Raw genomic sequence first — 24,426 nt, 5'->3', positions numbered from 1 at the left:
CGTCTGACGAGAGGTGGGGATCGTGTCCGTACCAGTGATCGCGGGGCTCGGGACAGCGCAGCCGCCGTCCGCTTCGCAGGACGAGTTGTGGGAGGGCTTCTTCTCAAAGCACTTCTCCGGCACCACCCGGTCGTTGGCCCAGCGGATCTTCGCGAACTCGGGGGTGACCCGCCGCCAGGCCGCGGTCAACCCGCTGCTCGAGGACGTCTCGGACTGGCCGACCGAGCGCCGGATGCGTCGCTACCAGGTGGAGGCGCTGCCGCTCGGCAAGGAGGCGGTGGGGCGTGCGCTGACGGCGGCCGGTCTGGACGCCAGCGACATCGGGCTGTTCATCGTCTGCTCCTGCACCGGGTACGCCACCCCGGGGCTGGACATCCTGCTCGCCCGCGACCTGGGCATGGCACCGGACACGCAGCGGATGTTCGTCGGCCACATGGGCTGCTACGCGGCGCTTCCGGGGTTGGGGGCGGCGAGTGACTTCGTGACCGCCCGGGGCCGGCCGGCGCTGCTGCTCTGCGCGGAGCTGACCAGCCTGCACATCCAGCCGTCCACCGCCCGGGTGGACACCCAGCAGATCGTGTCGCACGCGCTCTTCTCGGACGCCGCGGTCGCCGCCGTGGTGGTGCCCGACGGCCGGGGGTACGCGTTGCGCGAGGTCACGTCGGTCACCGACACCTCGACCGCCGACCACATGACCTGGGACGTCACCGACGCGGGGTTCCGGATGGGGCTGTCGCCGAAGGTGCCGCAGGTCCTCTCCCGGCACGTTCGCGGGTTGGTGGACGACCTGTTGGCCCGGCACGGCGGCGTCAGCTCCGACGTGGACGGCTGGGCGGTGCATCCGGGTGGGCCGCGCATTCTCAACGTGGTCGAGCGGGAGTTGGCCCTGCCGCCGGAGGCGTTGGCCGCGTCCCGGGCGACGCTCGACGAGCACGGCAACTGCTCGTCGCCGACCGTCCTGTTGATCCTGGACCGGTTGAGTCGTTCGACGCCGGCGCCCCGACGGGTCGTCATGCTGGCGTTCGGTCCGGGCCTCACCCTGTACGCCGCCCTGCTCGATCGACAGGACTGAGCGCCTCTCGACCCGACCGGTACGCTCACCACATGGATGCGGCGGACGACCGGCTGCGGTCGGCGGTGCTGGCCGGGGTGACCCTGGCCGCGCTGGCGGTCGGCGGTTGGTGGTGGCGTGCCGCCGCGCCAACCCCGGCGGCCGGGCCGGTGGGCGTACCGAGCGCCGAGCCGAGCGTCAGCACCGAGCTGGAGCGTGTCCTGGCCCGTGGCGTGCCCGAGGGACGGGTGACGCTGCGGGTGGATCCCGAAACGGGCGAGGCCGTCCGGGTGGAGGGCCGCCCCCCGCTGGTCGACCCGGAGACGGGCACGGTCATCGACCTCGGCGACGATCAGGGCGTGCTCTCTCCTGGGAGTGACCTGCCCTCGTTCCGGGCCACGATCTGGCGGGAGCAGCGGGAGTTGACCCCCGGCCAGGGGCTGACGCGTCAGTCGTCCGGCGACGGCTCCCGCTATCTGCTGCAGTACCGGTGCACCCGGCCGGGCACGCTGGCGGTGACGAGCACCGGGGCCGAGCTCGCCGGCCCGCCGCGCATCGATTGCGACGGCACGCTCGCCTCCGCTGAGGTGGTGCCCACCGACGGGCCGTTCCGGGTGTCCCTGTCGGCCGTCGGTGACAAGCCCGTTGACGTCCAGGCGCAGCTCGTCGCGCTGCCCCCGTCGTAGGACGACCGCTCAGCCGGCCAGGGCGCTCAGGTCGTCCTGGTACGCCTCGACCGGTCCCGGGTCCGGCAGCACCCGGGTCACCACGCCGGTGCGGTCGACAAGCAGCGCGTTCGCGGCGCCGGGCCCGAGAAACGAGCGCAGCCCGCCAGCGGGATCGGCCAGCGCCCGGACGCCGTTGACCGGCGGTGAGGTGGCGACAGCCCGTTGTTCGGTCACCGTGACGACGGTGACGCCGGCGGGCGCCGCCGCCACGGCCTCCGTGACGACGTCCGGGCAGCCGCAGTCGTCCACCATGATGATCATGGCGGGCAGCAGGCCGCGCAGCGGCACCGGCGCCTGTCCGGCATCGACCAGGTCCAGCGCGGGCAGCGCCTGACCGGCGAGCGCCACGGGTGGCGTGGAGGGCGCCGGGGTGGGTCGGTCGGTGCCCCGGCCGGCGCGGGGCCAGGTCACGGCGACCAGGCCGGTCAGGGTGGTGAGCACCGCCACCAACAGGACCAGCAGCGGCAGGGTGAGGGCGCGGTGCCCGGTGTGGTGGCCGGCCGCCCGGCGCAGCTCGCGGCGCACCTCGGCGGCCTCACTCGCCAGGTCAGAGGCGTCGTCGGGGACGACGATGCGGCCCCACTCGGGTGGCAGGTCGGGCAGGCCGTCGGGCGGCCCGTGGCCCTCTGCGTCCGGCTTGCCCATCGGACCCCCAGGAAGCGTCTCGAGAGCGGCGTGTGACTCGGACTCCAGCGTCCCGCACTGGGGGCAGCTCCCGCTACACCTGGGCGCGTTTCCGCTGGGCGGGATACCATGGGGGAGCGCATAGCCCTTGATCTCGACGTTCTGTTCACCCGCATCGGGAAGTAATCCGTGCGTTACGGAGCGTGTTCAAACCATCGGTTTGACCGCCTGTCAAGCTGAAGAAAGACCTCTCACAGGGCCCCTGAGCTGCGCCAACGGTCAGGACATCGGTGAGACATCGTTGCCTGAGCGTGTTACCCTAGACACAGCGAAAGGGGTTTCGAACCTATGGTTTTCAGTGTCGGCGAGACCGTTGTTTACCCCCACCACGGGGCCGCACTCATCGAGGCAATCGAGACTCGGATCATCAAGGGCGAGCCTAAGAAATACCTCGTCCTGAGGGTTGCGCAGGGTGACCTGACGGTCCGGGTGCCGGCCGAGAACGCCGAGATCGTGGGCGTCCGTGAGGTGGTCGGCGAAGAGGGCCTCGGTAAGGTCTTCGACGTTCTCCGGGCTCCGCACACCGAGGAGCCGACCAACTGGTCGCGGCGTTACAAGGCCAACCTGGAAAAGCTGGCCTCCGGCAACCCGCTGAAGGTCGCCGAGGTCGTGCGTGACCTGTGGCGCCGGGAGCGGGAGCGGGGCCTCTCCGCAGGCGAGAAGCGGATGCTGGCCAAGGCCCGCGACATTCTCGTCGGCGAGGTCGCGCTGGCTGAGAAGAGCACCAAGGACGAGGCGGAGACGCTGCTCGACAAGGTCCTCACCGAGGCCTAGTCCGCACAGCATCGTCGTACCCACTTCGTAGCGAAGAAACCACCGAGGACCGCGACGTGACCGCGCAGCTCAACCCGCGCGGTGACGTCGCGGTCCTTGTGCCTGCGGCGGGTGCCGGCGTACGGCTCGGTCCCGGCCGACCCAAGGCGCTGCGCCTGCTCGCGGGCGAGCCGCTGCTGGTGCACGCCGTACGCCGGCTCGCCGCCGCCGCGTCGGTGCACACGATCGTGGTGGCCGCGCCCGCGGCCGAGGTGGCGGGTGTCCGTGAGCTGCTGGCTCCGGTGGCGCCGGTGATCGTGGTGCCCGGTGGCGCCGAGCGGCAGGCTTCGGTCGCCGCCGCGCTGGCAGCGGTGCCGGCCGGCCCGACGATCATCCTGGTGCACGATGCCGCCCGTGCGTTGACCCCGCCCGAGTTGGTCGAATCGGTCGCCGCCGCGGTCCGGGGTGGCCGGGCCGCGGTGATTCCCGTCCTGCCGGTCGTCGACACGATCAAGGAGGTCGGCGCCGACGAGGTGGTGCTGGGCACCGTCGACCGAGCTGCCCTCCGGGCGGTGCAGACCCCGCAGGGCTTCCGCCGGTCCGTCCTGACCGCCGCGCATGCCGCGGCCGGCGACCCGCTCACCGACGACGCCGGCCTGGTCGAGAAGCAGGGCATCGCCGTGAGCTGCGTGCCCGGCTCGGAGTACGCCCTGAAGATCACCCGTCCGTTCGACCTGGCGTTGGCGGAGCACCTGCTCGCCGCCGGCGGCTGACGCGTAACCTCTGTTCATGATCGTTCCTCGGGTCGCCATCGGCACCGATGTGCACGCGTTCGAGCCGGGTCGGCCCTGCTGGGTCGCCGGGCTGCTCTGGCCCGACCAGGACGGTCTGGCCGGGCACTCGGACGCCGACGTCGCCGCCCACGCCGCCTGCAACGCGCTGCTCTCCGCCGCCGGCCTCGGTGATCTCGGCGCCGCCTTCGGGGTGGACCAGCCGGAGTGGTCCGGGGCGTCCGGCGTGGCGCTGCTGACCGAGACGGCCCGCCGGGTGCGGGCGGCCGGCCTGGAGATCGGCAACGTCTCCGTGCAGATCGTCGGCAACCGTCCCAAGATCGGCCGCCGTCGGGACGAGGCCCAGCAGGTGCTCTCCGACGCCGCCGGCGCCCCGGTCACCGTCTCCGCCGCGACCACCGACGGGCTCGGTTTCACCGGCCGGGAGGAAGGTCTGGCGGGCATCGCGGTGGCCCTGGTGTACGACGCGCCGGCCGCCTAGGCTCGCCGCGATGTCCACCGAACCCGCCCCCGACCAGTTCGCCGGCGACGGCTATCTCGAACGCGCTCAGCTCCTCGCCGAGCTGGGACGCCACGACGAGGCGGCCGGTGAGCTGACCGAAGGGCTCGCGCTGAAGCCCGCGGATTCGCAAGCCCTCACCATGCTGGCCCGGGTGCATCTCGTCGCCGACCGGCCGGTCGATGCGCTCGCCGCCGCCGACGCGGCCGTGGCCGCCGCGCCGGAGGCACTGCCGGCGCTCGTCGTCCGGGCCATGGCACTGGTCGACCTGGGGCGCTACGCCGATGCGGCGACCACCGCCGACCGGCTGCTGGCGCTCGGGCCGACCGACGCGTACGCCCAGCGCAGCGCGGCGGCGATCCTGGCCGACTCGCGCAACGGGCAGCCGGCGCTGAACGCGGCCTGGCGTGGGGTTGAGCTGGCCCCGCAGGAGGCGCAGGCGCACCTGGTGCTCAGCCTGGTCGCGGCCCGACTGGAGCTGTTCGACCTGGCCGAGCGGGCCTACCGGGAGGCGCTACGGCTCGGTCCGCGCCTCACCGAGGTCGGGCACGACGTCGGTGTCCTGCACCTGGAGCAGCGCCGCTGGTCCGAGGCGTTGGAGCATGTGGCGGAAGCGGTGGCGATCGGCCCGAGCCGGATCGACTCCCCGCGGACCCTCGCGTACGGCCTGCACCGCCTGGTGCTCTACGGCGCGGGCTGGTCACTGGTCGCCGCGGTGGTGGTGGCGTTCGCGGCCTCGACGAGCGACGGGTTCTCCCGTGTCCTGGCGGTGCTCGCGGCCCTCACCGGCGGCGTCGTGGTCTGGCAGCTCGCGGCGCGGCTGCCGGGGCTCACCCGGACCGTCCTGCCCGCCATGCTGCACGCGGACCGCACGATGGCCCTGGCGATCTACGCGGTGGCCGCCGCGCCGGCGCTGCTGCTCGTGTACGCGGTGGTCGGCTCGCCGTGGCCGCTGGTGCTGGCGATCGTCGCCACCGCGATAGCCGAGTTCGCCATCTTCACCAGAACAGCTTTCCGCTGACCCAACCAACCCGACCCACGGCGTAACCCGAAAAGATCACCAGCGTCGCCTAGCTCGCCCAGGTCGGGTTTTCGCCGGAGCCCGCCCGCGTCGGGATCAAGCCTGACCGCCCAGAGCGGGCGGGCTCCGGCGAAAACCCCCAACAGCGACTAAACAGAACGCGCCCAAGTCCAGGCGTACCCCTCGTCCTCGCAGGCGCGCGCCCCGTCGCACAGGTCGAGGGGCCGGAAGGTGTCCACCATGACGGCCAACTCGTCGAAGTAGTCCGCGCCGATGGAGCGTTCGGCGGCGCCCGGCTGGGGGCCGTGGGTGAAGCCGGACGGGTGCAGTGAGATGGAGCCCTGCTCGATGCCGGAGCCGCGTCGGGCCTCGTAGTTCCCGCCGGTGTAGAAGAGCATCTCGTCGGAGTCGACGTTGTGGTGGTTGTACGGCACCGGGATCGAGTCCGGGTGGTAGTCGACCTTGCGGGGCACGAACGAGCAGATGACGAAGTTGGGGCCCTGGAAGGTCTGGTGCACGGGCGGGGGCTGGTGGATGCGGCCGGTGATCGGCTCGAAGTCGTGGATGGAGAACGCCCACGGGTAGAGGTGCCCGTCCCAGCCGACCACGTCGAACGGGTGGTTGGCGTACACGTAGCGGGTCCAGCCACGACGGTGGCGGACCAGCACCTCGACCTCCTCGCCGTCGACGAGCAGCGGGGCGTCCGGGCCGCGGACGTCGCGCTCGCAGTACGGCGAGTGCTCCAGGAACTGGCCGCGGACGGAGAGGTAGCGCTTGGGCGGGCCGATGTGCCCGGCCGCCTCGACGGTGAGCAGCCGCACGGGCTGGTCGCCGGTGGGCACCAGCCGGTGGATGGTCGAGGTGGGGATGATGACGTAGTCGCCGGCGACCGCGTCCAGCGCCCCGAAGGGCGACTCGACCCGCAGGGTGCCCGTCTCGACGTAGAGGCAGTGGTCACCGGTGGCGTCGCGGAACAGCGGGGAGGGCCGGTCGGCGAGGACGTACCCGATGCGGACGTCGTCGTTGGCGAGCAGGTACTGCCGGCCGAGGATCGGGTCGGCGCCGCCCGCGTCGAGCTTGTGGGTGCGCAGGTGGCGCGGCTTGAGCGGCAGGTTCGGCGCCCGGGTGAACGTCGGCGGGGTGAACTCGTCGGCGGCCAGGATCGCCGTGGGGGCGTGCCGGTGGTAGAGCAGGGACGAGTCGGAGGAGAAGCCCTCCTGACCCATCAGCTCCTCGGCGTAGAGGCTGCCGTCGGGCTGGCGGAACTGGGTGTGGCGCTTGCGCGGCACCTCGCCGACGCTGCGGTAGTACGGCATCTCGCCTCCCGATATATCCCGTTCACCGGCCGAAGGCGTCCGATAATCGGACGCTGTTGTCCGTTCCTTGTAGCGTCCCGTACATTCTTGTTCCGTGTCAACGCAGGTGCCCGCGCTCCTCGACGGCCTGGTGGACGACGCCGCCGTCTTCCCTCCGGGCAGCGCCGCGCTGCCCGACGCCCTGACCGCCCACCGCCGGCACCGCGCCGCCTGGTACGCCGACCTGGTGGGCCCGCTGCTCGTTCCCGCCTCGACCGTCGCGGCCGGCGAGCTGAACGGTCTCGTCGACCCGGCCGAGGGCCTGGTGATCGGGCTGATCGGTGACACCGGGATCGGTCCTCTGCCCTTCGCGCTGTCGTTCCTGGCACCCGACGGCGTGACCGCACGCCAGGTCGAGGTGGCCGTCGCCAAGCGGGGCGAGAACCCGCTGCCCGGCATCGCCGAGCTGCTGCGGCTGACCGAGGACCTGCCGGACGTCGAGGCCGTGTACGCCGAGCTTCCGTTGACCTTCGGGCTGATGGGCGCGCTGGACGCGATCGCCGCCTCCCGCGCCGACGGTGTCCCGATCGCCGCGAAGTTCCGCACCGGCGGGTTGGCCGCCGAGCTGTTCCCCACCCCGGCTGAGCTGGCCGCCGTGATCTGCGCGTGCCGGGACCGGGACCTGCCGTTCAAGCTCACCGCAGGGCTGCACCAGGCCGTGCGTCACCTCGACCCGGAGACCGGGTTCACCCACCACGGGTACGCCAACGTGCTGGCCGCGACGCTCGCCGCCGCCGACGGCGCGAGCGCGCGGGTGGTCGCCGAGCTGCTGACCGCGCTCGACCCGCGCCCGCTGCTCGAACGCGCCAACGAACGGCTGGACGCGCCGCGCCCACTGTGGGTCGGCTTCGGCTCGTGCAGCATCCTGGAACCACTTACCGATCTGATCCGGCTGGGGCTGGTGAACGGGGGGCACGACGCATGACCTGGGTGACCGGCGTTGACGGTTCACCGTACGGGGTGACGAACCTGCCGTACGGGGTGTTCTCCTCGGGTGGGGGCCGGCCACGGATCGGCGTACGGATCGGGTCGTGGGTGTTCGACCTGGCCGGTGCCGAGACCGCCGAGCTGGTGCTGGCAGCTGGCGCGCTGTGCCGGCCGACCCTCAACGACTTCATGGCGCTGGGCCGTCCGCAGTGGACGGCGGTGCGTCAGCGGATCGTCGAGCTGCTGACCGACCCGACGCACCGGCCGGCGGTCGAACCGCTGCTGGTGCCCCTGGCCGACGTGGAGCTGCTGCTTCCGTTCGAGGTGGCCGACTACGTCGACTTCTACTCCTCGGAGCACCACGCCTCGAACGTCGGGCAGATCTTCCGCCCCGGTCAGCCGCCGCTGCTGCCCAACTGGAAGCACCTGCCGATCGGCTACCACGGACGGGCCGGCACCGTCGTCGTCTCCGGCACGCCGGTGACCCGGCCCACCGGCCAGCGGGCGTCCGCCGAGGGTCCGGTCACCGGCCCGTCGGTACGCCTCGACATCGAGGCCGAGGTCGGCTTCGTGGTCGGTGTGCCCAGCCCGCTGGGCGCCCGGGTGTCCGTCGACGACTTCGCCGACCACGTCTTCGGGGTGGTGCTGGTCAACGACTGGTCGGCCCGCGACATCCAGGCGTGGGAGTACCAGCCGCTCGGTCCGTTCCTCGGCAAGTCCTTCGCCACCTCGGTCTCGGCCTGGGTGACGCCGTTGGACGCGCTGGCCGACGCCTTCGTGCCGGCTCCGGAGCAGGACCCGCCGGTCGTCGACTACCTGCGCGACGTGCCGCACCTGGGGCTCGATCTGCGGCTGGCGGTCGAGTGGAACGGCGAACGGGTCAGCGAACCGCCGTTCGCGAGCATGTACTGGACCCCGGCCCAGCAGTTGGCGCACCTCACCGTCAACGGCGCGTCCCTGCGGACCGGCGACCTGTACGCCTCGGGCACCGTCTCCGGCCCGGACCGTTCCCAGGTCGGCTCCTTCCTGGAGCTGACGTGGGGCGGGGCCGAGCCCGCGAAGGTCGGCACCGAGAGTCGTACCTTCCTCGCCGACGGCGACACCGTCACCATCACCGCCACCGCGCCCGGCCCGGACGGCACCACCATCGCCCTCGGTGAGGTCACCGGAACGGTCCGCCCGGCCCGCTGAGCCGGCCCGCTGAGCCGGCCCGCTGAGCCGGCCCGTCCCGCGGGCCCGCGCCCGGCGCGCCTGCCACCTGGCTCGCCCTCGGCTTCCTTTGCTCTGCTTCACTCCACGCAACACCTGGGGCCGCTCGCTGTTGCGTCCGTTGAAGCAGAGCAAAGGGTCCGCTGGTTCACCTCGGCCCGCTTCGGAGCCGTCTGAGCGCCTGCCCGTCGGGCCATCATCGATGAGACTCGTGATCGCACCGTCTGTGCGATCACCAAGCCTGGTTACCCCGTTGGTCACGCGGATCATGTCGCCCCGCCACCCGTACGGCCGGATCTCGCCCGGCCGCGGGTGGTGGGGCATCCCGACGCACACGGAGGTAACGACGATGCACGATCTCACCGGAGCGCTCTGGCGCACCAGCAGCCGCTCCAACGACCAAGGGCTCTGCGTGGAGGTGGCGGACAACCTGGTCGACGTCCTCGGTCTGGTCGCTCTCCGCGACTCCAAGGACCAGGCCGGCCCCACGCTGGCCATCAGCCCGCCGGGGTGGACAGCGTTCATCGGCGCGATCAGGGGTGGTCGCTTCGACCGCTGACCGGTACGCCGGGCGCCGGTCGACGATCGGTGCCAGGCGACCGCCGAAACGGACAGCGGGGCCTCCGGTTGGTGAAAATTCCGTCCGGGGGCCTCGTCCGGCCCTCACCGCGCGTACCGTCGACGACACGGGAGGGCGGCATGTCGACGGTGGCGGTTACCGGTTTCATCGAGGCGCACGCTGTCGATGTCTGGCGTCTGCTGACCGACCTGCCCGGCCGTGCCACCCGGCTGACCGCGGCCGGCCCGGTCGAGGTGCTGACCCCGGGCCCGTTCGGGCCGGGCACCGCCTGGCGTGAGGCGCGCGCCCAGCCGGGCGGCGGCACACTCACCGAGGAGTTCCTGGTGGTGGAGGCGTTCGCGCCGCAGCGGCTGGTGCTCTGTTCCTCCGGTGCCGGCGCGGACTACCGGATCACCTGGAGCCTGCGGCCGGTCCGGCGTCGCCGCCGCGCCCGCACGGCGATAACGGTCACCCAGGAAGCAGTGCCCACCGATCCGTACGGCCGGGTGGTGGCCCTGCTGCTCGGTGGCCTCGCCGCTCGGGCGGTCGAGGTGGCGCTCCGGCGTGATCTCGCCGACCTGGCCGTCGCGGCCGGCACCCTCGGCTCGGTCGAGGCGGCCTGACCCGCTCACCCGCGCACCGCGGCCCGTCCAACCTGGCCGGGGTCCGGTCGGTTGCGCTGGGTAGGGTGCCGGGCGGAGGTGCGGCATGGGGTTCCCGAGGGGCCGGCGACGGCTCGTGCTGGCGGTGGCGGTGGTGCTGCTCGCCGTGGCAGCCGTCGCGGTCGTCGTCCACCGGGTGCTCGCGCCGGCCGAGGTGAGCACACCGGCGCGCGGCGCATATCCGGCCGCGCCCCGACCGGCCGCCGGCGTGGTCGGTCGGCTGCCGGTCGCCCCGTTGATCGTAAACGGAAGGCTGCGGGTGTACGCCGCCCACCGCCAGGTCTACGCCGACCGACCGGTCGACGGGCGGCACCGGACCACGCCCTACTGGTCGTACCGGCGCTGGCCGGCGGAGCTGACCGGGGTGGTGGCGAGCGGCAGCACCGTGATCAGTCGCTGGTCCGACGGCCGGCTCGTCGCGCTCGACGCGTCCACCGGGCGGGTGCGGTGGCGGGCCGACGGCCCGGTGCCCGCCGCGAGCGCGGCGGTGATCCGGCGGACCGGGGCCGCCACGGTCTGGGACGCGCGCGGGCTCCTCCTCACCGACCTCGCGGACGGCCGGACGGTGCTGACGGTCACCGGGGACACGCAGGCCCGCGGGGTGGAGGTGGCCGGCGGCCGGGAACTGTGGCGAGCCGATCTGCCCGGCGCCTGCCGCAGCGACCTCGGCACCACTGCGACCGGGCAGTTGATCGGCCTGGACACCTGCGCCGGGCCGGCCACGATCGAGTTCCGGGATGCCGCGACGGGTGCGGTGGGTGAGCGTTGGCGACCGCCGGGCGGCCCGGATCGGCTGGTGGTCACCCCGCTCGGTTGTCGTACCGGCCGTTCGGGCTGCCTGGGCCTGCGGACGGCCGGCCCCGGGGACGCCGGTGGCCGCGGCTGGCTGCTGGGCGACGGCGGGCCGCTGGCCGCGCCCGCGCTGGACCCGGCCGGGGCCACACTGGCCGGTGACCAGGCCGTCGCCGTCGTCGACGGGGCGGCGGTGGGCCGATCGGCGCGAACGGGCGCCGAGCTGTGGCGTTTCGCCGGCCTGGGACCGGCGCGGGTGCTCGCGGTGCAGCCCGGCCGGGCGCATCTGCTGACCGAGGCCAACGAGCTGGTGACACTCGACCCGGTGACCGGTGTGCTGCTCTCCCGCTACACGCTCAACGTGGGCTCGGACGGCACGGGCTGGGCGCCCGGGGCGGTCTGGGCCGAGGACGGCTACGTCGCGGTGGAACGGCTGCGCGAGCCGGTCGACCCGAACGGCGACGACCAGCGCTACTACCTGACCTCCGAAGCGGTGATCCTGGCCGCCACCTGATCGGGGCACCGACTGACCAACCTTGTGTCACTGGTTGGTCACATCGCGCCGCTCAGGTAAGCGCCGCCTCCGCGGCGGCCAGGAACGCGTCGTTCTCGGCCGGAGTGCCGATGGTGACCCGTACGCCGTCCCCGGCGAACGGTCGGACGATCACCCCGCGCGCCTCGCACGCCTTGCCGAAGGCCACGGCCCGGTCGCCCAGCGGCAGCCAGACGAAGTTGGCCTGGCTGGTCGGCACGTCGGGCACGAACTTGCGCAGCGCCTCGGTGACCCGGTCCCGCTCGGCGACGACCAGCGCGCAGCGTCGCTCCATCTCGCCGGCCTGGGTCAGCGCCGCGAGCGCGCCCGCCTGGGCGGCCGTGCTCGTGGAGAACGGCGTGACCACCTTGCGGATGGCCGCCGCCACCACCGGCTGGGCGACCAGCCAGCCGATCCGCAGCCCGGCCAGACCCCACGCCTTGGACAGGGTGCGCAGCACCGCCACGTTCGGCCGGTCCAGGTAGTCGAGACCGTCCGGCACCTCGGCGTCGGTGACGAACTCCCGGTACGCCTCGTCGATGACCACCAGCACGTCGTCCGGCACCGCGTCGAGGAACCGGTCCAGCTCGGCCCGGCGTACGGCAGTGCCGGTGGGGTTGTTCGGGTTGCAGACCAGGATCATCCGGGTCCGGTCGGTCACCGCCGCCGCCATGGCCGCCAGGTCGTGCCCGTGCCCGGCGTCGTTGGGCACCCGCACGCTGGTCGCGCCGCTGGTCGCCGCGATGATCGGGTACGCCTCGAACGACCGCCACGAGTAGAGCACCTCGTCACCCGGCAGGCAGGTGGCCCGGACGAGGTGCTCGGCGAGCGCCACCGACCCGCAGCCGGTGGCGATCCGGTCCGCGTCCACGCCGTACCGCTGGGCCAACGCGTCGCGCAGCGCGACCACGCCCATGTCCGGGTAGCGGTGCGAGGCCATGACCGCCTCGGTGACCGCCTCGACCACACCCGGCAGCGGCCCGTACGGCACCTCGTTGCTGGCCAGCTTGATGGCCTCCGGCAGACCCAGCTCGCGCGCCAGGTCGGCAGGGCTGCGCCCCGGCACGTAGTTCGGCAGCGCGTCCAGGTCGGCGCGGGTCAGGCGCAGCGCGGGCTCGTGACGTCCGGAGTCGGTCATGGGGTGTCTCCCGAGGGCTGGGGGTGGTCGTCTGGGGCGGGGGAAGCGGCGGTGTGGGGGACCTCGACGACCACCGTCTGCGCGCGCTTGTCGTGCAGCGCCCGGCGCAGCGGGTGGTCGAAGAGCGGGGACAGGGAGTCGACCAGTTGCAGCAGCAGGCCGAGCCCGGCGCAGTACCAGAGCAGGGTGGGCAGGCCCAGTGTCGTCCACCGGGTCAGCGCCCGGCCGAAGCCCAACGGCTGGTCGGCGGCGATCGGGACCGCCTTGATCCGCATCACCCGTTTGCCGATGGTCTGCCCGTTGGCCGCCATGGCGGGCACCTCGTACGCCAGCCACAGCGCGGTGGCGATCACCACGATCACCACCTGGAGGAGCCCGGTCTGCTCGCTGATGGGTGGCATCCCCTCGGTGGAGGTGTTCCCCTCCATGCCGCGCCGGAACGCCTCCCGCCAGTATGGCATCAGCTCGTCCAGCCACCGCCAGACGAACCAGCCGTTGACCAGCACGTTCAGCGCGAACACGAGACCGAAGTCGATCAGCCGGGCGACGAGCCGGCGGCCGTAACCGGCCAATCTGAGCCCGTGCGGCCGAGGCTCGGGCGGTCGGCCGAGCCAGCCGGGGGGACCGCCGGGCGGGGCCCACCCGGGCGGCACGCCCTGCGGCGTCCAGCCGGGAGGACCGCCCTGCGGCGTCCAGCCGGGCGGCGTGCCCGGTGGCGCCCAGCCGGGCGGGCCGGCCTGCGGGCCCCACCCCGGGGCGGCCTGCGGACCGTGCCCGGGTTGCGGGGCCGGCCCGGAGTGCGGGGGCCAGCCCGGCGCGGTGCTCACCGGGTGGGCAGCGGCAGGTGCGGTCGGGGTGACCGGTGCGGGCGGCGGCTCGGCCGGCGGCGGTCCGTCCGGCGGGGTGGCGTCGACGGGAATGGGCGCGCCGAGCCAACCCTCGCCGTCCCAGTACCGCCGGGTCTCGGTGTCGGCGGGGTCGACATACCAGCCGGGTTGCACGCTCACGCCGACGCTCCGCTTCGCTGCGCGTCGGCGTGCGGCGCCACGCTGCTGGGCCTGCTGGTTTGCTCGCTCACGAGGCCACCTTAACGACGATCGTTTCGGCTGCCTTGTCGTGGAGGCACTGCTGCCAGGGCTTGTCCCAGAGCTGCCAGAACCCGTCGAGGTAACTGCCCCCGGGCACCAGGCCGGCGAGTTGCTGCACCAGGTACCGCTTGGCGGCGGTCCAGCGGTCGAGGGTGCGGGTCGGATCGAGCGGCACGACCCGCAACTTCATGATCTTCTTGCCGAGGGTCTGGCCGGTCCGGAACATCATCTCGACGTAGTACACGTACGAGAGCACGAGCGAAGCGGCGATGATCGCGAGGTCCAGCCACAGCAGGGGCAGCACGAGGTCGTGGTAGAAATCCGGCTCCGCCATGGTGCCGTCCGACGCGACCTGGAAGAGGTCCGGCGCGATGACGACGAAGAAGTAGATCATCGCGGGCACGGTGAACACCAGGCCGACCACCATGAAGACCGCGCAGTCGATCAGGCCGGCCAGCAGCCGGTCGCTGAAACTGGCGAGCGGCTGCCCACCCGGGCTCAGCGTCGGCGGCGGGGCCATCGGCCGGGGAGGGCCGGGATACCACGGCGGTGGGCCGTAGCCGAGCGGCGCGTACTGCGGCGGCACGGCGTACCCGGGTGGGGCGTGGTGCGGTGGCACGGCGTACCCCTGGGGGATCTGTCCGGGCGGCGGCGCGACGCCGCCGGCGGCGGGCGGAGGCCCACCGACCGGCGGCGTCGGGTACGGCGGAGGCTGCGTCACGCTCGACAGTGTTACAGGTTGCCGCGGGCTTCCTGCTCCCGCTCGATGGCCTGGAAGAGGGCCTTGAAGTTGCCCTTGCCGAAGCCCAGCGAGCCGTGTCGCTCGATCAGCTCGAAGAAGACGGTCGGGCGGTCCTGCACCGGCTTGGTGAAGATCTGGAGCAGGTAGCCGTCCTCGTCCCGGTCGACGAGGATCTTGCGGGCCTTGAGCTCCTCGATCGGCACCCGCACGTTGCCGATCCGGGCGCGCAGCTCCGGGTCCTCGTAGTACGAGTCCGGGGTGTCCAGGAACTCCATGCCGGCGGCGCGCATCGCGTCGACACTGGCCACGATGTCGTTGGTGGCGACGGCGATGTGCTGGGCGCCGGGGCCCTGGTAGAACTCCAGGTACTCGTCGATCTGCGACTTCTTGCGGGCGATGGCCGGCTCGTTGAGCGGGAACTTCACCTTGCGGGTGCCGTTCGCCACGACCTTGCTCATCAGCGCCGAGTAGTCGGTGGCGATGTCGTCGCCGATGAACTCCGCCATGTTGGAGAAGCCCATCACCCGCTTGTAGAACTCGACCCACTCGTCCATCCGGCCCAGCTCCACGTTGCCGACCACGTGGTCGACGGCCTGGAAGAACCGCTTCGGCTGGAGGCCGGCGTCGATCATCGGCTGCCGGTCCACGATCGGGCCGCGGGCCACGAAGCCGGGCAGGAACGGGCCGCGGTAGCGGGAGCGGTCGACCAGGGTGTGCCGGGTGTCGCCGTACGCCGCGATGGCGGCCATCCGGACGGTGCCGTTCTCGTCGCTCACCTCGTGGGGCTCGACGACGCCGGTGGCGCCCTGGGCGACGGCGTGCGCGTACGCGGCGTCGACGTCCGGCACCTCCAGCGCGATGTCGCTGATCCCGTCGCTGTGCTTCGCCACGTGCTCGGCGCCGTCGGCGTCCGGGCGGACCGCGCCGGTCAGCACGAACCGGGCCGAGCCGCTGGTCAGCACGTACTGAGCGTGGTCGCGGTAGCCCTGCTCCGGGCCCCGGTACGCCACGCAGGTCATGCCGAAGGCGGTGGAGTAGTAGTGGGCGGCCTGCTTGGCGTTGCCGACCAGGAAGTGCACGTGGTCGAGCCCACGGACGGGGAACGGGTCGTGGCTGATGTCGTGGTCGACAGCGCCGACGAGCCGGTCGACGTCGACGTCCTCGGTCGACTGGGGTCGGTCGATCGCCTGGGTCATGGTGGCCTCCCTCGCGTACCGGCCGGCCTCGTGGGCCGGTTCTTGACCGAAGGATCGCGGTGCGGGCGTCGAGTGGGCAACTGTCGGTGTAAATGCTGGTCAGGTTGTGCATTCGGTATGGTCTTAACCCGTGAAGGGTGAGCAAGCTGTGCAGCTCGACGTGCTCGACGTGCGATTGGTCGAACTGCTCGCCGAGGAGCCGCGGATCGGGGTGCTGGAGTGCTCCCGGCGGCTCGGCGTGGCCCGGGGCACCGTGCAGGCCCGGCTGGACAAGCTGGTCGACCGGGGTGTCATCGGTGGCTTCGGCCCGGAGATCTCGCCGGCCGCGATCGGGTTCGGGGTGACCAGCTTCGTCACGCTGGAGATCAGTCAACGGCAGGGCCACGACCCGGTCACCGCTCACCTCGCGGCGATCCCCGAGGTGCTGGAGGCGCACACCATCACCGGCTCCAGCGACCTGCTCTGCCGGATCGTGGCCCGCTCCAACACCGACCTGCAACGGGTCATCGACCAGATCGTCTCGTCCGCCGGCATCACCCGCGCGTCGACGATCATCGCGCTGGCGGAGCAGATTCCCTACCGCACGCTGCCTCTGGTCCGCAGCGCCGTCCGGGCCGAGGGACGAACACCCACGTAACACCTCCGAGCCCAGAAAGCGCGGCGACACGGCGGCGCGGGGCGTACGGAAGATCCGCGATCGTGGCTACGGTGTGCGGGTGGCGAAGGGGAGCGTGCGCGGTGGGCTGCTGCTCGGCCTCGCCGTGGTCGTCGCCCTCGCCGCCACCGGCGTGTGGAACCCGTTCCCCGGCCTGTGGGAGTGGGTGGACCGCAGCAAACCCATCTCCGAGCCGGACGTGGTCTGGCAGCAGCGGGTCGGCGGCACCCCGCGCAGCGTGACCATCGCCGGCGACGCCGTCGTCGTCGAGCAGCGCACCCGGGTGGAGGCCCGCAGCCTGGCCACCGGCGCCCAGCTCTGGGAACGCAAGGCGGACTGGTCGGCGGTCGCGGGCGGCGACCGCGACCCGGTCGTCGCCGTGGGCAAGCTCCTGGTCAAGGGGTACGAACTGCTCGACCCGACCACCGGGGCGACCCGGCGACGCGACGACGACGCCGTGGCCGTGTGGACGTACCGCAACCTGCTGCTGGACGCCCGCTGCACGGATGCCACCGACTGCACCCTGAGCGCGTGGGACCCCCGGGGCACCGCCCCACTGTGGACGGCCTTCCTGCCCGGCGTGCACAGCGGCCTGCTCGCCGACAACCCGGGCCTGCGCGGCACCCGTCGGCTCACCGCCACCCGCGTCGACGACGGGGTGGCCGGGCCGGAGCCGGTGCCTCCGCTGCTCGGCTTCCCGGTCGACGGCCGGGTGCACGTCGTGGACACCGCCACCGGCCGGGTGCTGCAGAACGTCGAGCCGGGCCGGGACGAGCGGCTCTCCGTGGTGGGCGGCCGGATGCTGCGGATCGCCGCCCGCTCCCAGGACGGCACCTGCTACTTCGCCATCTCGGCGCGGGACCCGGCGACGGGGCAGGAGGCGTGGCAGCGGGCCGGGGTCAACCTGCGCACCGCCGACACCGCCGGCTGCGTCCAGCGCGAGGACCCGCAGGGAGCGCGCAACGTCCTGATCGGCGTGGGTTCGGACGGCCGCGAGGCGGTCATCGACGGGTACGACGGGCGGCTGCTCTGGGTCGGCGAGGCGAGCACCAAGCTCGTCGCGGTCGACGACCGTTACGCGGTGTTCCGCTCCGCGGACAAGCGCTCGGTGGTGTCCCGTGAACTCGGCGCCGACCGGGTGCGGTGGACCCGTCCGGCCAGTGGCAAGGCCGGCGCCGCGCTCACCCCGTACGCGGCGGTGCTCGCCGACGAGAAGCCGTCGAGGTTGGTCGCCCTCGACCCGCGCAGCGGCCGGGAACTGGCCGTGCTGCGGACCTCCGCGAACGCCCTCGCCGTCGGTTCGCAGGGAATGATCATCGGTGAGGGGCGGGAGATCGGGTACGTCCGCTTCGGCGCCACCGGGGGCACCCCCGTCCCGCCTCCCGGCGATGGTGGCAACCCCGGCCCCGGCGGCACCGGCCCCGGGCGGGGCAACGACGGCGACGGTGACTGCGGGCCCAAGGGTGAGCTGTGTCCCGATCCCGACGGCGGCAAGGACGGCTGAGCGGGCGGGACGTCGGTGCGCGGAGCGCGGCGGACCTCGGAGGATGAGAGCGGCGTCCCAGACCCAGCCCGGCGGGTGGGAATGATCGACCGGTCTGCCCTAGGCTTGCCGCTCATGAGCAGTGCCGCCGCATTCTCGTACGCCCCTCTGCTGCCGACCGGTCCCGACCAGACGGACTATCGCCTGGTCACCGACGAGGGCGTGGACGTCGTACACGGCCCGGGGGGCCGTCGTTTCCTCACCGTGGAGCCGGCCGCGCTCACCGCGCTGACCGCCGAGGCGATGCACGACATCGCGCACTTCCTGCGCCCGGCGCACCTGGCCCAGCTCCGGGCGATCATCGACGACCCGGCCGCGTCGCCGAACGACCGGTTCGTCGCGCTGGACCTGCTGCGCAACGCCAACATCGCCGCCGGCGGGGTGCTGCCGATGTGCCAGGACACCGGCACAGCGATCGTGATGGGCAAGCGTGGCCGGCACGTGCTGACCGACGGCGCCGACGCCGAGGCCATCTCCCGGGGCGTCTACCAGGCGTACACGAGGCTCAACCTGCGCTACTCCCAGCTCGCCCCGCTGACCATGTGGGACGAGCGGAACACCGGCAGCAACCTGCCGGCCCAGGTCGACCTGTACGCCGAGGACCCGGACGGGCACCCCGACGCGTACAAGTTCCTGTTCATGGCCAAGGGTGGCGGCTCGGCCAACAAGTCGTACCTCTACCAGGAGACCAAGGCGCTACTCAACCCGACGCGGATGATGCAGTTCCTGGAGGAGAAGCTGCGGCTGATCGGCACGGCCGCCTGCCCGCCGTACCACCTGGCCATCGTCATCGGCGGCACCTCTGCCGAGTACGCGCTGAAGACCGCGAAGTACGCCTCCGCAAAGTACCTGGACGCTCTCCCGACGCAGGGTTCGATGAGCGCCCACGGCTTCCGGGACCTGGAGCTGGAGGCGGAGGTGCTGGAGCTGACCCGTAACTTCGGCATCGGCGCGCAGTTCGGCGGCCGGTACTTCTGCCACGACGTGCGGGTGGTCCGGCTGCCCCGGCACGGTGCCTCGTGCCCGGTGGCGATCGCCGTCTCCTGCTCGGCCGACCGGCAGGCCGTCGCCAAGATCACCCCGTCGGGCGTCTGGCTGGAGCGACTGGAGACCGACCCGGCACGGTTCCTGCCCGACGTCACCGACGACTCGCTCGACTCCGAGATGGTCGTCCGGGTCGATCTGAACCGGCCGATGGACGAGATCCGCGCCGAGCTGTCCAAGTACCCGGTGAAGACCCGACTGTCGCTGTCCGGCCCGCTGGTGGTGGCCCGCGACATCGCCCACGCCAAGATCGCCGAGCGGTTGGACGCCGGTGAGCCGATGCCGCAGTACCTGCGCGACCACGCGGTCTACTACGCCGGCCCGGCAAAGACCCCCGAGGGGTACGCGTCCGGCTCGTTCGGCCCGACCACGGCCGGGCGGATGGACGCGTACGTGGAGAAGTTCCAGGCCGCCGGTGGCTCGCAGGTGATGCTGGCCAAGGGCAACCGGTCCGGTCAGGTGACCCGCTCCTGCCAGCAGCACGGCGGCTTCTACCTCGGCTCGATCGGCGGCCCCGCGGCGCGCCTCGCCCAGGACTGCATCAAGCACGTCGAGGTGCTCGAATATCCGGAGCTGGGCATGGAGGCGGTCTGGAAGATCGAGGTGGAGGACTTCCCGGCCTTCATCGTGGTCGACGACAAGGGCAACGACTTCTTCGCCGAGGTCACCAAGCCGGTGCTCACCGTCGGCCGCCGCTGACTGACGCGTACGCGAAGGGGTGCCGGGCGAACTCGCCCGGCACCCCTTCTGTCGTCCGTGCTCTGCCGACATCGGTGCGCCCCGCCCCTGGGGTGGGAGGGCGCACCGCCCCCGTCGGATGCCGTCACCGACAACCCGGATCGAGTCTGCGGCGCACCGCACTCGATCCGCTCTCAGATCACTATCACCGGACTGCGGCGATCTGTGATCGTCGGGCTACGCTGCTGGAAGTTGCGCCATCGACGCGGGGGAGCAGATGCGGTTCGGGATCCTGGGGCCTCTGCGCGTCGGCGGTGGCGAGTCCACCGTCACCGCCGGCCGGGACCGGATCGTGCTCGCCATGCTGTTGCTCCGTGCCGGCCGGTTGGTGCCGATCGAGGAGCTGGTCGACGCCGTCTGGGAGGAGCGCCCCCCGGCGACCGCCCGGGCCCAGTTGCAGACCTGCGTCTCCCGGTTGCGTCGCCGGTTCACTGAGCTGGGGCTCGCCCCGGAAACCATCATCACCGATCCGGTCGGGTACGGCGTTCGCACCGCCCCGAGCGACCTGGATGCCGAGGTCTTCGCCCGCAGCGTCGAGGAGGCCCGGGCGGCCGCCGCGGCCGGTCGGCTGGCCAACGCGGGTGAGCGGTACCGCTCAGCCCTGGCCCTCTGGCGCGGGCCGGCGCTCGGCGGTATCCCCAGCCGCAGTGTTCGTCGCCGCGCGCAGGCGCTCGATGAGCAGCGCCTCACCGCCCTGGAGGAGTGCGTCGACGTCGAGCTACGCCTCGGGCACGCCGCCGAGCTGATCGACGAGCTTGCCGAGAGCGTCGACCAGCACCCGCTGCGGGAGCGTCTGCGGGGCCAACTGATGGTGGCGCTGTCCTCGGTCGGCCGACAGGCGGACGCACTCGCGGTCTACCGGGAGGGCCGGCGCTCCTACGCGGAGGAACTCGGCATCGAGCCGGGCGCCGAGTTGCAGGCGCTGCATCAGCGCGTGCTCGCCGGCGACCTCGCCCTGGCCGGTCGGGAAACCCGACCGATCGCGCCGGTCCGGTCGCTGCCCCGGGCGATCGGTGACTTCACCGGCCGGCAGGAGACGGTGGCCCGCCTGGTCAAGGAGATCGAGGAGGACGGCACCCGGATCCAGGTGATCGATGGCATGGCCGGCAGCGGCAAGACGACTCTCGCCGTGCACGTCGCCACAGCCCTGGCTGACCGCTACCCGGACGCCCAGCTCTTCATCGACTTGCACGGGCACAGTGCCCGTCGTCCGCTGACACCGGCCACGGCCGTGGCCGCCCTGCTGCGACAGCTGGGCGTGCCAGCCGAGCGGATACCGGAGGACACGGACGACCGACTGGCGCTGTGGCGGACGGAGCTGGCCGACCTGCGCGCCCTGGTGGTGCTGGACAATGCGTTCGCTGCCGACCAGGTCGCGCCGCTGCTGCCCAACGGCTCGCACTGCCAGGTGTTGATCACCAGCCGTCGTCGACTGATCGGGCTCGACGAGGGCCGCCCGTCGTCGCTGCCGGTGCTCGACGCGGACGAGGCCATCGAGCTGCTCGGACGGGTGGTCGGCGCGGAGCGGGTCGCCGCCGAACCGGAGGCGGCGGCCGAGGTGGTGCGGCGCTGTGGCCACCTGCCGCTGGCGATCCGGCTGGCCGGCGCCCGACTCGCGCACCGGCCCCGCTGGCGCGTCGCCGACCTCGCCCAACGGATGCACGCCGGAGCGGGAGCGCTGGCCGAACTGACCGCCGGGCAGCGCTCGGTGGGGCAGGCGTTCGCGCTGTCGTACGAGCAGGTCTCCCCTGCGGCGCAGCGGCTGTTTCCGCTGCTCGGCCTCTACCCCGGCGGACGGCTGGACAGTCGGGTGGCCGCCGCCCTCGCCGAGCTGCCCTTGACCGACACGCAGGAGCTGCTGGACGAGTTGGTCGACGCCCATCTGGTGGAGGAGGTGCAGCCGGGCCGGTACCGGTTGCACGACCTGCTCCGCGAGTACGCCCGCCTGCTGCTTGCCGCCCCCGAGCGGCAGGCCGAGCGTCGGGCCGGCCTGGAGCGGCTGCTCGACTACCACTTGGCCGTCACGTTGGCGATCGCCCGGACCATCGAGGCGGCGGGCAGTCGGCGCAACATTCCCGTGCACACGCCCGGCCGGCCCGACCTGGTGGCCGTCCCAGCAGCGCAGGGTCGGGCGTGGTTCGAGGAAAATCTCGTCGCGCTCACCGCCCTGATCCGGCTGGCCGGCGAGGAGGACTTCCCGGCTCAGTGCTGGCAGCTGGCCCGAGCCGGCTGGCGGCTCAACTTCGACGGCGGGCACCTTGACGAGCTGATCGAGACCCACACGATTGGCCTACGGGCCGCGGAACGGCTGGGCGACGAGGCGGCGGTAGCCGCGATGCTGAACTACCTCGCCTCTGCGTATTTCCGACTGGCCCGCTTTCCGGAGGCGATCAGGGTGATGGAGGTGGCGCTCGAGTTGCGCCGCCGGCTCGGACTGCGTGGCGACGTGCTCAGCACCCTGTGGAACCTGGGCGCCTCGTACGCCGCGAACGGTGACTTCCGGCAGGGCAAGGCGAAGTTCGACGAGGCGCTCGGCATGATCAACGGCCAGGGTGACGGCAACGAACTGACCAACCTGCTGAACAACCTGTGCTTTGCGCTGATCGGGTGGGGTCGGTACGCCGAGGCGCTGCCCATCGCCCGGCAGCACCTCATTCTGGCCCGACAGACCGGAGACATGGCACAGGCCGCGCATGCGTTCGGGCACCTCGGCATGATTCGCCACCGGCTCGGCGATCTGGGCCCGGCTCGTCGAATTCTGCGGCTTGCGCTGTACCTGAGACGCAAGGCGAGCAATCGATTCGGTGAGGGCGAGGTGCTCAACGAGATCGGTGTGATGGAGCGCGACGCGGGGAGGCCGGAACGTGCCGCGGCCCTGCACCGGGACGCACTGATGGCGATGATGGAGGCCGGCGACCGGATCGGTCAGTGCGCCTCACGTAACCTGCTGGCCCTGGCGATGCTGGAGCAGGGAGATGCCGCCAGCGCGCTCGACCTGCATCGCAGGGTGCTCGTCGACGCCGGCCGGCTGGGTGCCCGCTACGAGCAGGCGAGGGCGCTCCAGGGGATCGCCCGGTGCGTACGAAACACCGATCCGGCTGCCGCCCGACTGCACCTGACCCGTGCGCTGGGCCTGTACCGGCAGATCGACCTACCGGAGCAGCACGAGGTGGAACGGCTGCTCGCCGAGCTGGGCTGACGGATCATCTGCGGGTCGGCCACGGGCGCGGCAGGATGGTACGCGTGACGACTCCAGAGACGACCGGTTACCGGATCGAACGCGACTCGATGGGCGAGGTGGAGGTGCCCGCCGAAGCGCTGTGGCGGGCGCAGACCCAGCGGGCGGTGCAGAACTTCCCGATCTCCGGGCGGGGCATCGAACCGGCCCAGATCAAGGCCCTGGCCCAGATCAAGGGTGCCGCGGCCGAGGTCAACGGCGAGCTGGGTGTGATCGACGCCAACGTGGCCGCCGCGATCGCCGCCGCCGCCGCGCACGTCGCCGACGGCGGGTACGACGACCAGTTCCCGGTCGACGTGTTCCAGACCGGTTCCGGAACGTCGTCCAACATGAACGCCAACGAGGTGATCGCGACCCTGGCGAGCCGGGAGCTGGGCTCGCCGGTGCACCCGAACGACCACGTCAACGCCTCCCAGTCGAGCAACGACGTGTTCCCGTCCTCGATCCACCTGGCGGCCACCCAGTTCATCGCGGAAGATCTGCTGCCGTCGCTGACCCACCTCGCCGAGGCGCTGGAGGGCAAGGCGGCCGAGTTCGAGACGGTGGTGAAGGCGGGGCGTACGCACCTGATGGACGCCACCCCGGTCACCCTCGGGCAGGAGTTCGGCGGGTACGCCGCCCAGGTCCGCTACGGCATCGAGCGGTTGGAGGGCTCGCTGCCCCGGCTGGCCGAGCTGCCGTTGGGCGGCACGGCCGTGGGCACCGGGATCAACACCCCGCTCGGCTTCGCCGCCGCCGTGATCGGCAAGCTGCGCGAGTCGACCGGGCTGCCGCTGTCCGAGGCGCGCAACCACTTCGAGGCGCAGGGCGCCCGCGACGCGCTGGTGGAGACCTCGGGGCAGTTGCGGACCATCGCCGTGGGTCTCTACAAGGTCGCGAACGACATTCGCTGGATGGGTTCCGGCCCCCGGGCCGGCCTGCGGGAGCTGCGCATCCCCGACCTCCAGCCCGGCTCGTCGATCATGCCGGGCAAGGTCAACCCGGTGGTGGCCGAGGCGATGCGGCAGGTCTGCGCCCAGGTGATCGGCAACGACGCGACAGTCGGTTTCGCCGGTTCACAGGGCGACTTCGAGCTGAACGTCATGCTGCCGGTGATGGGCCGCAACCTGCTGGAGTCGATCCGGCTGCTGGCCGCGGCGAGTCGGCTGTTCGCCGACCGCCTGGTGGCCGGCCTGGTCGCGGACGCCGAGGTCTGCCTGGCGTACGCCGAGGGGTCGCCGTCGATCGTCACCCCGCTGAACCGCTACCTCGGGTACGACGAGGCCGCCTCGATCGCCAAGGAGGCGCTGGCCAAGCAGGCGTCCATCCGGGAGGTCGTGATCTCCCGAGGTCACGTCGACTCGGGCACGCTCACCGAGACCCAGCTCGACGAGGTGCTCGACCTGCTCCGGATGACCCACCCCTGACCTGCGGGTGCCCTGCTCTGCGCGGGTCGCCGCGGTGTCGGTCAGCGGGGTCGCTCTGCGCGGGTCGCTGCGGTG

Annotated in this window: 22 protein-coding genes; 16 read left to right on the top strand and 6 right to left on the bottom strand. The window is 72.4% G+C overall.

The window, feature by feature from the left end; genetic code table 11:
* The first annotated feature begins 13 nt into the window (after window positions 1-13).
* Together ABZU46_RS14015 and ABZU46_RS14010 are read left to right on the top strand one after the other, a co-directional pair.
* Window positions 14-1,072, top strand: coding sequence for a type III polyketide synthase (locus tag ABZU46_RS14015; RefSeq protein ID WP_354857456.1), 1,059 nt, complete (start codon window positions 14-16; stop codon window positions 1,070-1,072).
* A 32-nt stretch (window positions 1,073-1,104) separates the two neighbouring features.
* Complete coding sequence (locus ABZU46_RS14010; RefSeq protein WP_354857454.1) at window positions 1,105-1,737, top strand: hypothetical protein; 633 nt, start codon at window positions 1,105-1,107, stop codon at window positions 1,735-1,737.
* Between the two features lie 9 nt (window positions 1,738-1,746).
* Here ABZU46_RS14010 and ABZU46_RS14005 read toward each other — a convergent pair whose 3' ends face one another.
* Window positions 1,747-2,424 carry a hypothetical protein gene (locus ABZU46_RS14005; RefSeq protein ID WP_354857452.1) on the bottom strand — a complete coding sequence of 226 codons (678 nt, stop codon included), beginning with the start codon at window positions 2,422-2,424 and terminating at the stop codon, window positions 1,747-1,749.
* Between the two features lie 327 nt (window positions 2,425-2,751).
* On the opposite strand from ABZU46_RS14005, the gene ABZU46_RS14000 reads away from it, so the two are divergent.
* From ABZU46_RS14000 to ABZU46_RS13985, 4 genes are read left to right on the top strand one after another with little or no spacing between them, the layout of a single operon-like run.
* Window positions 2,752-3,237, top strand: a complete 486-nt coding sequence (locus ABZU46_RS14000) for a CarD family transcriptional regulator (protein WP_088950500.1) — start codon at window positions 2,752-2,754, stop codon at window positions 3,235-3,237.
* A 56-nt stretch (window positions 3,238-3,293) separates the two neighbouring features.
* Complete coding sequence (ispD, locus tag ABZU46_RS13995; protein WP_354857449.1) at window positions 3,294-3,989, top strand: 2-C-methyl-D-erythritol 4-phosphate cytidylyltransferase; 696 nt, start codon at window positions 3,294-3,296, stop codon at window positions 3,987-3,989.
* A 16-nt stretch (window positions 3,990-4,005) separates the two neighbouring features.
* A complete protein-coding gene (gene ispF / locus ABZU46_RS13990; protein WP_354857446.1) occupies window positions 4,006-4,488 on the top strand; it encodes a 2-C-methyl-D-erythritol 2,4-cyclodiphosphate synthase in 483 nt (160 codons plus the stop codon).
* A 10-nt stretch (window positions 4,489-4,498) separates the two neighbouring features.
* On the top strand, window positions 4,499-5,527 hold the full coding sequence (locus ABZU46_RS13985; protein ID WP_354857444.1) for a tetratricopeptide repeat protein: 1,029 nt from the start codon (window positions 4,499-4,501) through the stop codon (window positions 5,525-5,527).
* 149 nt (window positions 5,528-5,676) lie between these two features.
* Here the strand turns inward: ABZU46_RS13985 and ABZU46_RS13980 are convergent, their stop codons facing one another.
* Window positions 5,677-6,843, bottom strand: coding sequence for a homogentisate 1,2-dioxygenase domain-containing protein (locus ABZU46_RS13980; RefSeq protein ID WP_354857442.1), 1,167 nt, complete (start codon window positions 6,841-6,843; stop codon window positions 5,677-5,679).
* Window positions 6,844-6,937: 94 nt separating this feature from the next.
* Between ABZU46_RS13980 and ABZU46_RS13975 the strand changes: the two genes are divergently transcribed.
* The 5 genes from ABZU46_RS13975 (at window position 6,938) to ABZU46_RS13955 (ending at window position 11,545) form a co-directional block, all read left to right on the top strand.
* On the top strand, window positions 6,938-7,807 hold the full coding sequence (locus ABZU46_RS13975) for a hypothetical protein (RefSeq protein WP_354857439.1): 870 nt from the start codon (window positions 6,938-6,940) through the stop codon (window positions 7,805-7,807).
* Window positions 7,804-9,000, top strand: a complete 1,197-nt coding sequence (fahA, locus tag ABZU46_RS13970; RefSeq protein ID WP_354857436.1) for a fumarylacetoacetase — start codon at window positions 7,804-7,806, stop codon at window positions 8,998-9,000. Before ABZU46_RS13975 ends, fahA begins: the two co-directional genes overlap by 4 nt.
* Before the next feature lie 367 nt (window positions 9,001-9,367).
* The gene (locus tag ABZU46_RS13965; RefSeq protein ID WP_354857433.1) at window positions 9,368-9,577 is read left to right on the top strand and encodes a DUF397 domain-containing protein; all 210 of its coding nucleotides are present in this window, start codon (window positions 9,368-9,370) and stop codon (window positions 9,575-9,577) included.
* Between the two features lie 140 nt (window positions 9,578-9,717).
* Entirely contained in the window at window positions 9,718-10,200 is a 483-nt protein-coding gene (locus tag ABZU46_RS13960) for an SRPBCC family protein (protein ID WP_354857430.1), read from the top strand.
* An 85-nt stretch (window positions 10,201-10,285) separates the two neighbouring features.
* Window positions 10,286-11,545, top strand: a complete 1,260-nt coding sequence (locus ABZU46_RS13955) for a PQQ-binding-like beta-propeller repeat protein (protein WP_354857428.1) — start codon at window positions 10,286-10,288, stop codon at window positions 11,543-11,545.
* Window positions 11,546-11,597: 52 nt separating this feature from the next.
* Here the strand turns inward: ABZU46_RS13955 and hisC are convergent, their stop codons facing one another.
* The 4 genes from hisC to hppD all read right to left on the bottom strand — a co-directional run bounded on the left by hisC (window position 11,598) and on the right by hppD (window position 15,727).
* Entirely contained in the window at window positions 11,598-12,701 is a 1,104-nt protein-coding gene (gene hisC / locus ABZU46_RS13950) for a histidinol-phosphate transaminase (RefSeq protein ID WP_354857425.1), read from the bottom strand.
* Entirely contained in the window at window positions 12,698-13,708 is a 1,011-nt protein-coding gene (locus ABZU46_RS13945; RefSeq protein ID WP_354857423.1) for an RDD family protein, read from the bottom strand. Before ABZU46_RS13945 ends, hisC begins: the two co-directional genes overlap by 4 nt.
* A 67-nt stretch (window positions 13,709-13,775) precedes the next feature.
* Window positions 13,776-14,510 (bottom strand): RDD family protein, encoded by a 735-nt coding sequence (locus ABZU46_RS13940; RefSeq protein WP_354857420.1) that lies wholly within the window; start codon window positions 14,508-14,510, stop codon window positions 13,776-13,778.
* A gap of 11 nt (window positions 14,511-14,521) precedes the next feature.
* Window positions 14,522-15,727, bottom strand: coding sequence for a 4-hydroxyphenylpyruvate dioxygenase (gene hppD / locus ABZU46_RS13935; RefSeq protein ID WP_354857418.1), 1,206 nt, complete (start codon window positions 15,725-15,727; stop codon window positions 14,522-14,524).
* A 130-nt stretch (window positions 15,728-15,857) separates the two neighbouring features.
* Here hppD and ABZU46_RS13930 point away from each other — a divergent pair, with 130 nt between their 5' ends.
* The 5 genes from ABZU46_RS13930 to ABZU46_RS13910 all read left to right on the top strand — a co-directional run bounded on the left by ABZU46_RS13930 (window position 15,858) and on the right by ABZU46_RS13910 (window position 24,351).
* Window positions 15,858-16,364 (top strand): Lrp/AsnC family transcriptional regulator, encoded by a 507-nt coding sequence (locus ABZU46_RS13930; protein ID WP_354857416.1) that lies wholly within the window; start codon window positions 15,858-15,860, stop codon window positions 16,362-16,364.
* A 106-nt stretch (window positions 16,365-16,470) separates the two neighbouring features.
* Window positions 16,471-17,886 (top strand): PQQ-binding-like beta-propeller repeat protein, encoded by a 1,416-nt coding sequence (locus tag ABZU46_RS13925; protein ID WP_354857481.1) that lies wholly within the window; start codon window positions 16,471-16,473, stop codon window positions 17,884-17,886.
* A gap of 114 nt (window positions 17,887-18,000) precedes the next feature.
* A complete protein-coding gene (locus ABZU46_RS13920) occupies window positions 18,001-19,668 on the top strand; it encodes a fumarate hydratase (protein ID WP_354857413.1) in 1,668 nt (555 codons plus the stop codon).
* 256 nt (window positions 19,669-19,924) lie between these two features.
* Entirely contained in the window at window positions 19,925-22,906 is a 2,982-nt protein-coding gene (locus ABZU46_RS13915; RefSeq protein WP_354857411.1) for a BTAD domain-containing putative transcriptional regulator, read from the top strand.
* 35 nt (window positions 22,907-22,941) lie between these two features.
* Window positions 22,942-24,351, top strand: a complete 1,410-nt coding sequence (locus ABZU46_RS13910; RefSeq protein WP_354857410.1) for a class II fumarate hydratase — start codon at window positions 22,942-22,944, stop codon at window positions 24,349-24,351.
* The last annotated feature ends 75 nt before the right edge of the window (window positions 24,352-24,426 follow it).

This window comes from Micromonospora sp. NPDC005197 (assembly GCF_040608295.1).
Lineage (GTDB): Bacteria > Actinomycetota > Actinomycetes > Mycobacteriales > Micromonosporaceae > Micromonospora.
This window is presented reverse-complemented; position numbering and strand designations above follow the sequence as displayed.